At 66.2% G+C, this 11,857-nt stretch carries 10 protein-coding genes; 7 read left to right on the top strand and 3 right to left on the bottom strand.

What is annotated here, in order from left to right; all coding sequences use genetic code 11:
- Window positions 1-191: 191 nt before the first annotated feature.
- The 3 genes from mdoH to ACFOKF_RS15940 form a co-directional block, all read right to left on the bottom strand.
- Window positions 192-2,078 (bottom strand): glucans biosynthesis glucosyltransferase MdoH, encoded by a 1,887-nt coding sequence (mdoH, locus tag ACFOKF_RS15950; RefSeq protein WP_380796878.1) that lies wholly within the window; start codon window positions 2,076-2,078, stop codon window positions 192-194.
- Window positions 2,079-2,142: 64 nt separating this feature from the next.
- Window positions 2,143-3,630 carry a glucan biosynthesis protein gene (locus ACFOKF_RS15945; RefSeq protein ID WP_380797832.1) on the bottom strand — a complete coding sequence of 496 codons (1,488 nt, stop codon included), beginning with the start codon at window positions 3,628-3,630 and terminating at the stop codon, window positions 2,143-2,145.
- 225 nt (window positions 3,631-3,855) lie between these two features.
- On the bottom strand, window positions 3,856-4,692 hold the full coding sequence (locus tag ACFOKF_RS15940) for a flagellin N-terminal helical domain-containing protein (RefSeq protein ID WP_380796876.1): 837 nt from the start codon (window positions 4,690-4,692) through the stop codon (window positions 3,856-3,858).
- Between the two features lie 318 nt (window positions 4,693-5,010).
- Here ACFOKF_RS15940 and ACFOKF_RS15935 point away from each other — a divergent pair, with 318 nt between their 5' ends.
- From ACFOKF_RS15935 to ACFOKF_RS15905, 7 genes are read left to right on the top strand one after another with little or no spacing between them, the layout of a single operon-like run.
- On the top strand, window positions 5,011-6,303 hold the full coding sequence (locus tag ACFOKF_RS15935) for a sigma-54 interaction domain-containing protein (RefSeq protein ID WP_380796874.1): 1,293 nt from the start codon (window positions 5,011-5,013) through the stop codon (window positions 6,301-6,303).
- Between the two features lie 14 nt (window positions 6,304-6,317).
- Window positions 6,318-6,677 carry a flagellar hook-basal body complex protein FliE gene (fliE, locus tag ACFOKF_RS15930; RefSeq protein ID WP_380796873.1) on the top strand — a complete coding sequence of 120 codons (360 nt, stop codon included), beginning with the start codon at window positions 6,318-6,320 and terminating at the stop codon, window positions 6,675-6,677.
- A 3-nt stretch (window positions 6,678-6,680) separates the two neighbouring features.
- Window positions 6,681-8,441, top strand: coding sequence for a flagellar basal-body MS-ring/collar protein FliF (gene fliF, locus ACFOKF_RS15925; RefSeq protein WP_380796872.1), 1,761 nt, complete (start codon window positions 6,681-6,683; stop codon window positions 8,439-8,441).
- Complete coding sequence (gene fliG, locus ACFOKF_RS15920; protein ID WP_380796871.1) at window positions 8,434-9,450, top strand: flagellar motor switch protein FliG; 1,017 nt, start codon at window positions 8,434-8,436, stop codon at window positions 9,448-9,450. The genes fliF and fliG overlap by 8 nt, the downstream gene beginning before the upstream one ends.
- On the top strand, window positions 9,443-10,093 hold the full coding sequence (locus tag ACFOKF_RS15915; RefSeq protein ID WP_380796870.1) for a FliH/SctL family protein: 651 nt from the start codon (window positions 9,443-9,445) through the stop codon (window positions 10,091-10,093). The genes fliG and ACFOKF_RS15915 overlap by 8 nt, the downstream gene beginning before the upstream one ends.
- 13 nt (window positions 10,094-10,106) lie before the next feature.
- Window positions 10,107-11,435, top strand: coding sequence for a FliI/YscN family ATPase (locus ACFOKF_RS15910; protein ID WP_380796869.1), 1,329 nt, complete (start codon window positions 10,107-10,109; stop codon window positions 11,433-11,435).
- Window positions 11,432-11,857, top strand: a complete 426-nt coding sequence (locus ACFOKF_RS15905; protein ID WP_380796868.1) for a hypothetical protein — start codon at window positions 11,432-11,434, stop codon at window positions 11,855-11,857. Before ACFOKF_RS15910 ends, ACFOKF_RS15905 begins: the two co-directional genes overlap by 4 nt.

The following is an 11,857-nucleotide window of genomic DNA, read 5'->3' as shown; positions in this document are numbered from 1 at the left end:
CCTCTCCCGTTCTTCACGGGAGAGGGTTGGGTGAGGGTCTTTCTTCTCGCTGGCGGCAAGCGATTGCCCAGAAAGAAGAAAGACCCTCACCGACTGCGACTAGGCAGCAAGCTGCCAAGTCTCCGTTGCCTCTCCCGCGAAAGCGGGAGAGGGTGAAAAGGATGACCGCAAATGGCCGTCAGCAGCAGGACTTATTCGTCGTTCGCGGGTAGCGGGCCCATGCGGCGGTTGTCGCCGGACGGCCAGCGGAAGCGGAGCGGGCGGTAGCTTTGGGTGCGCCACCAGGGATCGGCGACCTGGAACAGGCCGCTTTCTTCCGCCTTGCGGCCCAGATCCTTGCGCGCGGTGATCGCCGCCAGCAAGGGGGCGGCAAACAGGCCCACCACCACTGGCAGGGTCCAGCCCAAAGCGCCGGCCTTCACCGCCAGCGTCGTCAGCGCCGCGCCCAGCAGCAAATGCCATTTGAACAGCCAGATCGCGCTGGTCATCGCCATGCCGTCGCGGTCGCGGGTCTGGCCGTTCCAGCTGGCCTTCTTGCCCATCAATATGCCGAACAGGTTGATCGTCTGCGTCAGCATGGCGACCGGCGCCATCAGGATCGACAGGAGGATGTCGGCGATCACGCCGCGCGTCATCCGCGCCGCGCCGCCAAAGCCGATGCGCCGGGCCGGGTCGGCCATGGCCCAGATGATCGAAAAGATTTTCGGCCCGAACAGCAGCACCGCCGTCACCGCCAGCAGCCCGCCCGACGGCAGGACGGCGGCGGGCGGCCAGATGCCGCTGGCCGCGCCGCCCAACACCACCAGCATCAGCGCCAGCCACATGGGCGACGTGCAATAGGCGCTGGCGCCGACCAGCAGCTGGAAACGGCTGACCGGATGCAGGCCGGCGATCTTCACCAGCAGGGGGACATGCTGGATATTGCCCTGACACCAGCGGCGATCGCGGGTGAAGACGTCGGGCATGGAGGGCGGAAATTCCTCGAAACTATCCTCGGCCGTCACCATATGCACGTCCCAGCCGCGCCGACGCAGCAGGGCGGCCTCCAGCATGTCATGGCTGAGGATATGGCCGCCAAAGGGCGCGCGGCCGGGCAGTTCGGGCAGACCGCAGCTTTCGGCAAAGGCGCGCACGCGCACGATGGCGTTATGGCCCCAGAACATGCCTTCGGACCCCGCCCACCAGATCATGCCGGCCGAGGAAATCGGGCCGAACAGGCGGCTGGCAAATTGCTGCCAGCGCGCGAACAGGGTCGCCGCGCCCATCACGGTAGGGACGGTCTGGATCAGGCCGACATGCGGGTGCCGCTCCATGTCGGCGGCAAGCCGCGCCATGGTCTGGCCGCTCATCACGCTGTCCGCGTCCAGCACGACCATATAGTCGTATCCGCCGCCGAAACGCTGCACCCATTCGGCGATATTGCCGGGTTTGCGCCCGATATTGAGGGCGCGGCGGCGATAATGGACGGGGCGGGAGAAGGAGGTGCGCATTTCCTGATAGGCGCGCCGCTCCGTCTCCCCGCTTTCGGCGTTGGAATCGGACAGGATGAAAAATTCGAAGCGTTCGCCGCCCATCACCTGCGCGAGCGACCGCTCCATGATCGACAGCCGGCCCAGCACGCCCAGAAAATCCTCGTTACAGACGGGCAGCAGGATCGCGGTCTTGCCGCGCAGCGGTTCGGACGCGCGCAGCGGGCGCGGCGCGACGCTGCGGCCGCCGCCGACCGTCTGAAGCAGGAAGCCGATGGTCGCGGTGGCGAAGCCGAAGGCGATCCAGGCGAAGAGGGATATGAACAGGGCGAGATAGACGCCCTCCAGCGGGTCGATGCCGTCAAGGCCGATCGACCGGCGCATTTCGTGGGCGGCCATGGCGGCGGGGATCAGCGCCAGCAGCACGACCAGCAGCCGGCGCGCCCAGAGGTCGATATTGAAGCGACGACGGGCGATCAGGGGCGGCGCGGTGTAGAAATCCTGTTCCGGCATGGCGAGCGGGCTTTCCGCCGGAACCTGTTCAAAGGCCCGCGCCAATGGCTTTTCCTCGCCGGTCGGCCCAGCCGACCTTGCGTCTCCATTCCCCATCTTGTCCAGACCCGCTTTCGGTTAACCCAGGCGTCAGAACCGTCCGCGTGGCCGACGGTTCCCTCTACGCGCCCAGAGGGTAATGCACATATTCGCTGAATGCACGATTGCCGGCGCGCAATTGCAGGCGAATATCGGCCGCCTTGCCCTGTTCACGCGCGACATCCAGCACCACGCGGAACAATTTGTCCTGCCCCAGCACCGGATAGCCGGCCTGTTTGATAATCTTGCCGCCGCCGATGTCGGCCCAGATTTCGGGCTTCACATCAGCCGCTACGCCGGCGAAATCGAGCACCAGCCGGTCCTCGCCCGCCTTTTCGCCGCGCCCGCGCCAGACATTGTCGAGCGTCGCGAGGCCCGATGACGCCGGCGCGCGGTCGGCGGTCCAGTCCAGCCGATAGGCGGCGTCGATCCGCGCGCCGGGCCGGGCAGGGGCGTCGGGCGTCCAGTAGCCGGCGACATTGTCGGTATATTCGCTGTCGGTGGGGAAGGCGTAGAGCCGCACCTGTCCCGCGCCCAGCGGGCGGGCGGGAGTCGCCCAGAGCGAAGGGCGGCGGTCGTAGAACACCCCATCATCCTGATAATGGTCGAAATCGCGATCGCGCTGAAGCAGGCCGAAGCCTTTGGGGCTGGTTTCGCGAAAGGCGCTGAAATGCGGGGCGGACGGGTTCACGATCGGGCGGGCATGGACGGTGCCGTCGGCGCTGGCGATGGACAGCAGGTCGCTGTCATGGATTTCCGGCCGCCAGTCGGTGCCCTGGGTGCGATTGGCCTGATCATACCAGAACATGCTGGTCATCGGCATCAGCCCCAGTTCCTCGATCGGCCGGCGCGGGAACAGGGCGGCGGTCACATCCTGCTGCACGCCATTCGGCCCCAGGCTGCTGACGAAACGATAGGCGCCGGTGATCGACGCGCCGTCCATCAGGGCGTAGACAGTGACGCTGCTATTGCCGGTGCGCTCCAGCCAGAAATGGGTGAAGCGGGGAAATTCCTCCTTGCCCGGCAGGCTGGTGTTGATGGCGATGGCGCGGGCGGACAGGCCGAACTGCTTTTGCGGGCTGGGCGCGCGGAAATAGCTGGCGCCTAGGAACGACAGCCAGTCGCCGTCGCGTTTGGCGTTCATGATGCGGAATCCGGCAAAGCCCGCGTCCGGGCCAAGCGCGGTGACGGCATTGCCGGCCGGCGCGTCGAACATGGCGGGATCATAGCGCAGCGGGGTGGCGCGGCCCTTTTCCACGGTCGCGATCGACACCGGCTGGGCGGCAAATTGGGACAAGGGAAAGAAACGGACGCCGGTGTCGCCGGGCAGGTCGCCCCATAATGTCCGTTCGTCCCGGAATCGCGCCTCATGCTGGGCGACATAGTCGACCTTCTTCGCGCCGGGATGGGCCGGCGTTTCCTGATACGGCGCGCGGGCCTGACGCTGCGCCAGCGCAACCAGCTTTTCCCAGGAAAAGGCGGCGCTGCCGCTTTGGGCCAGCAGGGCTTCGGGAAAGAGGAGGGCGGCGGTGGTGGCAGCGATCATGGCGCGCCGGTCGATCATCGTCATGGCTTTGTTCATGGACAGGCAAAACGTCCGGGCCAAGCCTTGTATCCCGCATCCGTAACAAAATGCGCGCAAAGAAGCCTCCGCCCGGGGGACGGAGGCTTCGATATAGTTGGTCGTTGGATCGAAGGTGTGAACCCCCGGCGCGGTGGGGACTGTTGATGCGCCGGGGGTCACATTGGCGGACTGTCAGGTGACCAGGACCTCGCCCGCCAATCTGGTAAGGACTTAGCCGATCAGCTTCAGCACGCCCTGCTGGCTCTGGTTGGCCTGCGCCAGCATCGCGGTCGACGCCTGGCTCAGGATCTGCTGCTTGGCGAGTGCGGTCGTTTCGGCCGAGAAGTCGGCGTCTTCGATGCGGCTGCGGGCGTCGGTCAGGCTGGTGATGTTGGTGGTCAGGTTGTTGACCGCCGATTCGAGGCGGTTCTGCACCGCACCCAGATTGGCGCGGGTCGTCGAAATCTTGTCCAGCGCGGTGTCGAACTTGGTCAGGTCGGCATCCGTGGCGCTCGTCACGTCAACAGCGGCGGCGGTGGCGCCGGCAACGGCGGTGATCGCCGCGTCGGTCGACAGGCCGTTTGCCTTGATCGTGATCGAGTCGCCGGCGTTGGCGCCAGCCTGGATCTTGATGTCGTCCGTGGCGGCGGCGCCGACGAACAGCTTCTTGCCGTTGAATTCGGTGTTTGCCAGCGTGTCGGTGATCTGGGTCGACAGCTGATCCATTTCCGCCTTGATGTTGGTCTTGGCGTCGGCGTCGTTGGTGCCGTTGATCGCCTGGACGGTCAGTTCACGCATGCGCTGGATCATGTTGCTGACTTCGCCCAGCGCGCCTTCCGCCGTCTGCGCCAGCGAGATGCCGTCATTGGCGTTGCGGACGCCCTGGGTCATGCCGCGGATCTGGGCGGTCATGCTGGACGAGATGGCGAGGCCGGCGGCGTCGTCCTTGGCGCTGTTGATTCGCTTGCCGGTCGACAGGCGTTCCATGGCGGTGCTGAGAGCCTTGCTGGCCGAGGTGGAGGCGTTGGCCGAGCGCAGCGCCGAGGTGTTGGTTCCGATAACAGTCATGATATTCCCTTTCCGTTCACTATCAGGTCGCTGCCATCAGGGGCGCTGGCGGCCTCGAAAGGGGATAACGGCGGCGCGCGATCAGCCTTTAGCGCTGGCCATGATTTTTTCGAAAAAGCTTGTCGAACAGGGCCTTACACGCGCACGTATAGCTGAAGCCGGTTCGGGCTTGCCGGCAGGGCGGAAAAAAATTGCCGGTTAGCGGCAAGTGGATTGCCGCGTTAACCATCTGATAACCACAGAAAGATAAAAATTAACCATCGAAGGGGCCTGGGGCGCACGGGGGTGCAAACCAGCCAAAATGTGGGGTTTTTGTTCATGTCATCGCTCGACGTGAGCCGTGGTGTTTGCGCCCTCGTTCCGGGGCTTTCGCACTGGCTCGAAAATGCGCTGTACGCCGTGCGGATCGTGGATGCGGCCAGCCCGCGCGACAAGGATAGCCGGCGCGTGCTGCTGGCGACCGAAATCGGCCATGCCACCCATCGCGACATCCTGATCAACCTGATCGACGGCGCGCCGTCGCTGGTCGCGGCCGCCAATGGCCTGCCGGCGCGCGTGGCCTTCAGCCTGGCCGACATGGGCTTTGCCTTTGCCCTGATCGCCGAGCTCGCCCGCCCCGCATCGGTTCCCGCCGTTGGCGACAGCGGCAGCGCCCGCCTGATGACGCTGGCCGGCCGGGTCGCCCGCAGCGACGCCACGGTTCTGATCCAGGGCGACACCGGCACCGGCAAGGAAGGCATGGCGCGCTTCCTGCACGCCCAGTCGGGCCGCACCGCCCATGACTTCATCGCGGTCAACTGCGCCGCCTTGCCCGAAACCATGATGGAAGCCATGCTGTTCGGGCACAAGAAGGGCAGCTTCACCGGCGCGGCCAATGCGTCGGACGGCCTGTTTCTGGCGGCGGATGGCGGCACGCTGTTCCTCGACGAAATCGCCGAACTGCCGCTGGCGTTGCAGGCCAAGCTGCTGCGCGCCTTGCAGGAAGGCGAAGTGCTGCCGGTCGGCGCCACCCATCCGGTGTCGGTCAATGTGCGCATCGTCGCCGCCTGCAACCGCAACCTCGCCGAAGAAGTCGCCGCCGGCCGCTTCCGCGAAGATCTCTACTGGCGCCTCAACGTAATGCCGCTGGAGCTGCGCCCGCTGGCCGAACGCCGTGGCGACATCGGCGCTATCGCCGCCGCCATGCTGTTGCGCCAGTCCGACATGGGCAAGGCCGGTTTCGTCTGGCCGACGCCCGCCGCGCTGGACAAGCTGTCCGCCCATGGCTGGCCGGGCAACGCGCGCGAACTGGGCAATGTGTTGCAGCGCGCGCTGGTGCTGCGCGATGGCGACCGGATCGACGCGGCGGACCTGCACATGGGGTCCGCGCCGCAGATTATCAGCCTGCCGGTGCAGCCGGCGCCCCAGCCGATCGTCGCTCCGGTAGAGCTGGTGACGCCAGCCGAGCCGATCTGCCTGCGCGACGTTGCCCGCCACTCCAAGCTGGAGGCGATCCGCGTCGCCCTGCGCGAAACCGACGGCCACCGCGCCGCCGCCGCCCGCAAGCTGGGCATTTCCGAACGCACGCTGCGCTATCGGCTCGCCGAGATGCGTGAGCTGGCTGCAGCTTAAGGGAGGGCCAGGATATGACCGGCATTTCCGCCACTGACAGCGTGATGGCGATCCGCAACGCCATCCTTCAGAAGAATGCGGCGCTGCGCGACATCAGCCAGACCGGCCCCGTCGGTGCGACCACGGGCGCGGGTTCGACGCAGGGCGTGCAGCCCGGCGGCTTCACCGACGCGCTCAACAGCGCGCTGCAACAGGTGAACGGCCTCCAGAATCAGGCCGGCGAAGCCGCCGCCTCGTTCGAACGCGGCGAAACCACCGATATTGCCGCCGTCATGCTGGCCAAGCAGCAGGCGTCGGTCAGCTTCGAGGCGACCCTTCAGGTCCGCAACAAACTCCTGTCCGCTTACAAGGACATTATGAGCATGCCGGTCTAACCCATGAGCGAGAACGCCCTTTCCACCAATGTCGGCGCCGCTGCGCCCGCACTCCCCGCCAGCGCCTCCTTCGGGAGCGGCGCCAAGGGGTTCGAGGCCATCAAGGCGCGGATCACCGGCTTCATGAAGCAGCCGGCGGTGGCCAAGAGCCTGCCGCTGCTGGGCCTGCTGGGCACCGTTGCGGTCGCCGGCCTCGCCTGGATGGCGCTGCGCGAACCGCCGCAGCGCGACCTGTTCCGCGCCCTGCCCGATGCCGACAAGTCGGCCGTGGCGCAGGTGCTGGACCAGAATGGCATCAAATATGACTTCGACGGCAGCGGTGCGATGACCGTTGGCGAAGGCGATTATTTCAAGGCGAAGATGATGCTCGCCGCGCAGGGCCTGCCCAAGAGCGCGCCCGACGGCAACAGCATGATCGACAGCCTGCCGATGGGGGCAAGCCGCGCGGTCGAGAATGAAAAATTGCGTTCTGCGCGCGAAACCGACCTGGCCCGCACGATCGAGGCGATCGACAGCGTCGAAAGCGCCAAGGTGCATCTGGCCGTGGAAGCGCCCAGCGTGTTCCTGCGCGATCGGACCAAGCCGTCGGCATCGGTGATGCTGCGCCTGTCGCAGGGCCGCAGCCTGACCGACGCGCAGGTCAGCGCCATCGTTCATCTGGTCGCATCCTCCATTCCGGAACTGAACCCGGAAGATATTTCGGTGGTCGACCAGAATGGCCGGCTGCTCAGCAACAATGACGGCAATGCCGCCGACGACCGCCAGCTCGCCATTCAGGGCAAAATGGAAGATCGCTATCGCCAGTCGGTGATCGCGCTGCTGACCCCGATTTTGGGCGACGGCAATTTTTCCACCGAAGTCCATGCCGAACTGAATTTCGCTGAACGGCAGGCCACCCGCGAAACCTATCCGCAGGATGAAGCGCGGCTGCGCACCGAACAGGGCAGCTGGGCGTCGGACGAGCGCGGCCAGAAGGCCGGCGAAGCTTCCGGCGTGCCCGGCGCGCTCAGCAATCAGGCGCCGGTCAACCCGACCGTCACCCAGACCAATCCCAATGGTCAGGCGGTGCAGCAGGGCCAGACCGACGCGCAGCAGCCCGCCACCCCCGGCCTGCCGCCGATGAAGACCGAGGAAACCTTCAACCGCAGCTTCGAACTGGGCCGTGAAGTGTCCGTCACCAAGGACGCGATCGGCACCGTCAAGCGCCTGTCGGTTGCGGTCGCGCTGGACAATGGCCCGGACGGCAAGCCCCGTTCGGCGCAGGAAATCGCCGCGCTGGAAGCATTGGTGAAGGGCGCGGTCGGTTTCGACCAGACGCGCGGAGACGTGGTCGCTTTGTCCTCGCGCAGCTTCGTCAAGCCGCAGGAAGTCGTCGCGCCCTGGTATGAGGCCGACTGGATGTCGCCGCTGGTGCGCAATGTCTCTGCTCTACTGGTCGTGCTGCTGCTGATCTTCGGCATTGCCCGCCCGCTGCTCAAGCGCCGCGCCGCGCCGCAGGCCCCTGCCGCTCTGGCCGACGCCGCGACGCCGGAAGCCGGCCAGCGCATCGGCATGGAGATTTCGAGCGAACTGACCAAGCAGGCGGCCATCCCCACGGCAGACGGCGCAGAGCCGAAGGTGACGCTCGACATGATCTCCTCCACCTACGACTATGCCCAGCGGGCCGACCTGATCCGCAATTTCGTGAAGCAGGACCCGGACCGCGCCGCGCTGGTCGTCCGCGACCTGCTGCGCGACGCCAAGAAGGAAAAGGAAAATGCCTGAGATCGTCCCCGGCCGTCCCGAGGCGCTCAAGGGCAGCGCCGCCGCCGCCGTCCTGCTGATGCTGTTCAACGAGGATGAAGCCGCCCAGATCCTGTCGCGTCTGGAGCCGGAAGAAGTCCGCCAGCTTGGCTATGCCATGTATGATGTGCAGGATGTCGACCCGGAGGAAGTGAACGAGGCGCTCGATCACTTCGTCACCAAGGCGAAGAAGCGCACCACCATCGGCTATGGCGCGACCCGCCATATTCGCGGCGCCATGACCAAGGCCTTGGGCGAGGAACGCGCGGAAACCATCCTGGCGCGCATCACGCCGCCGACCCGCTCCACCCAGCTGGAAATGCTGAAATGGATGGACGCCAAGGAAATCGCCACCCTGATTGAAGCGGAGCATCCGCAGATCATGGCGATCGTGCTCGCCCATCTGGAAGCGCCGGTCGCCGCCGATGTGCTGCAATTGCTGCCGTCCGAATATCAGGAAGAAATCGTCTATCGCATCGCCACGCTCGGCCCGGTGTCGAACGAGGCGCTGGAGGATCTGGAGCAGTTGCTGCTGCGCGGCCCCGTGGGCAAGCAGGGCGCGGCGTCGCAGCGCGGCGGCACGGTCGAAGCCGCCGCGATCATGAACAATGTCCGCAAGGATAATGAGCAGCGGATCATGAAGGCCGTCGCCAAGCGCGACAAGATGATCGCCCAGACCATCGAGGAGGAGATGTTCGTCTTCGACAACCTCATCGACATGGACGACAAGAATCTGGGCACGCTGATGCGTACGGTCGACAGCCAGGTGCTGGTCGTGGCGCTGAAGGGCGCGAACGATATGTTGAAGGGCAAGATTTTCAGCTGCATGTCCGCCCGCGCCGCGCAGGCGATCGCCGACGAGATCGAGGAGCGCGGGCCGATCCGCCTGGCCGAAGTGATCGACGCGCAGAAGCTGATCATCGCCACCGCGCGCCGCATGGCCGATGCGGGCACCATCATGCTCGGCGGAAAGGGCAACGACTTTGTCTAAGATCTGGGGCGCCGAAGCGGTTCAGGATTTCGCGCCGGTTGCGGTTGCGGGCTTTCGTCCGGTCGAAACGGGCGGCTTCCGCAGCCTCTACACGGCGCTGCCGGCGCAGCAGAGCGCGACGATCCGCGCCGCCATGGCCGATGAGGCGCAGGACGAGCCGGAAGTCGACCTGATCGAGGAAGCCCGGATGGAAGCCTTCACGCTGGGCTTCGATGAAGGGTGCCGCATCACGGGCGAAGCCCATGCCGAAGAATCCGACGCGCGCAGCCGTCTGGCCGACGCGCTGGAACTGCTGGCGCCCGCGCCCAGCGGCATGTTGTCGACTATGCTGTCCGCCACTGTCGTCCGTCTGGTCGAACAGATTGTGGGCGAGGTCGAAATCGACATGGATCGCCTGCTCCAGCGCTGCGATGCGGTCGCCGCCTTCATCGAAAGCAATCAGGACAAGAGCGCGCTGCACCTGCATCCCGATGATGCCGAATTGCTGAAGGATGAAGCGATCGGCGTGCCGATGGTGGCGGACAAGGGCATGCAGCGCGGCTGCGTGCGGCTGGAAACCGCCGATGGCTGGGTGGAGGATGGCCCGGATGTGCGCCTGTCCCGCCTGCGCGCCCTGATGGACGATATGGAAGGCCGCTCATGATTGGAAATCGGGCATGATCCGCGCCGCGCTCGCTCAGGCGGAAACGCTGTTCGATCATTTGCAGGTGCAGAACCGTCAGCCGCGCCATGTCGGCCGGCTGGTCAGCCATGATGCGGGCATGCTGGAAGTCACCGGCTTTCGCCGTCCGATCGGATCGGGCGCGCGCGTGCTGGCCAGCGACGGCTCCGTCTGCCGCGCCGAAGTCGTCGGCTTTCGCGGCGACAAGACGCTGCTGGTGCCGCTGGATGCCGACGCGCCGCTGGAAAGCGGCATCCGCGTCGAACCCGACAGCCAGGCCAATATGGTGCAGGTGGGCGATGGCCTGATCGGCCGGGTGGTCGACGCCATGGGTCAGCCGCTCGACCGCAAGGGACCGATCATCGCCGGCGGCGTGTGGCCGCTCAACGGCGTGAAGGGCAATGTGCTCGATCGCGGCCGCGTCACCGAACCGTTCGACCTGGGCGTGCGGGCGGTCAACGCGCTGCTGACCGCCGGGCGCGGCCAGCGCATCGCCATCATTGCCGGCTCCGGCGTCGGCAAATCGGTGCTGATGGGCCAGATGATCGCTGGCGCGGAAGCCGACATCGTCGTCGTCGGCCTGATCGGCGAACGCGGCCGCGAAGTCAGCGACTTTCTGGAAACCAAGCTGAAGCATGCGATGCACAAGAGCATCGTCGTCGCCGTGCCGGCCGATCATCCGCCGGTGCTGCGCCTGCGCGCCGCCGCGCGCGCCACCGCCATCGCCGAATATTATCGCGCGCGGGGCAAGAAGGTGCTGCTGCTGATCGACAGCCTGACCCGCTGCGCCCATGCCCAGCGCGAAATCGGGCTGGCGCTGGGCGAACCGCCCGCGATGAAGGGCTATCCGCCTTCGGCGCTGGCGCTGATCCCGCGTCTGGTGGAGCGCGCCGGCGTTGATGCGCGCACCGGCGGGTCGATCACCGCGCTTTACACCGTGCTGGCCGATGGCGACGATACCGACGATCCGATCGTCGACGCCGCGCGCGCCATTGTCGACGGGCATTTCGTGCTGTCGCGCCATCTGTCCGAACAGGCGATCTTCCCCGCGATCGACATTGGCAAGTCGCTGTCGCGCGTGATGGCCGATGTGGTCGATGACGAACATCGCATGGCCGCCGCCGGCTATCGCCGCCTGTGGGCCGCCTATGAGGAAAATCGCGACCTGATCCTGATGGGCGCCTATCGCCCCGGCAATGATCCCGTCATCGATGAAGCGGTGAAGCGCCGGCAGGAAATTCTCGACTTCATTCGGCAGGACCAGAAAAGCCGCATCGACCTTCCCAACAGCGCCGCCGCGCTGATCGTCGGGTTCGGCGCATGAAGGGTCTGGTCAACCGCCGCCAGCGCGTGCTGCGCGTGCGCCATGTCCAGCATGCGATGGCCGTGGCGGAAACCGCCCGCGCGCGCGACGCGGCCGACGGCATCGCCCATAATATCGAACGGCTGCGCAAGGTGCGCGGTGAGCTGTTCGGCGGGGAGGGGCTGGCCAATGGCGCATCCTTCGCGGCGATGCAGGAACTCGCCACCCGGCTGGAGCAGGCGGGTCGACAACTGGACGGCGCGCTTTATGACGCAAGGCGCAATGTGGAGGCCAAGGAAGGGCTGACCATCGCCGCCAATCGCGAAAAGGAAATCGCCACCCGCCTGAAGGACCGCGCTCGCGCGGACATGGAGGAATGGCGCGAAAACAAGCTGGCGGCGCTGCCGCGTTACCGCCGGATGCAAAGGTCGCAGGACGTCTGA

The organism is Sphingobium rhizovicinum, from assembly GCF_042647625.1.
GTDB classification, from domain to species: Bacteria; Pseudomonadota; Alphaproteobacteria; order Sphingomonadales; family Sphingomonadaceae; genus Sphingobium; species Sphingobium rhizovicinum.
The sequence above is the reverse complement of the archived record's forward strand: the minus strand, read 5'-3'. Positions and strand labels throughout refer to the sequence as shown.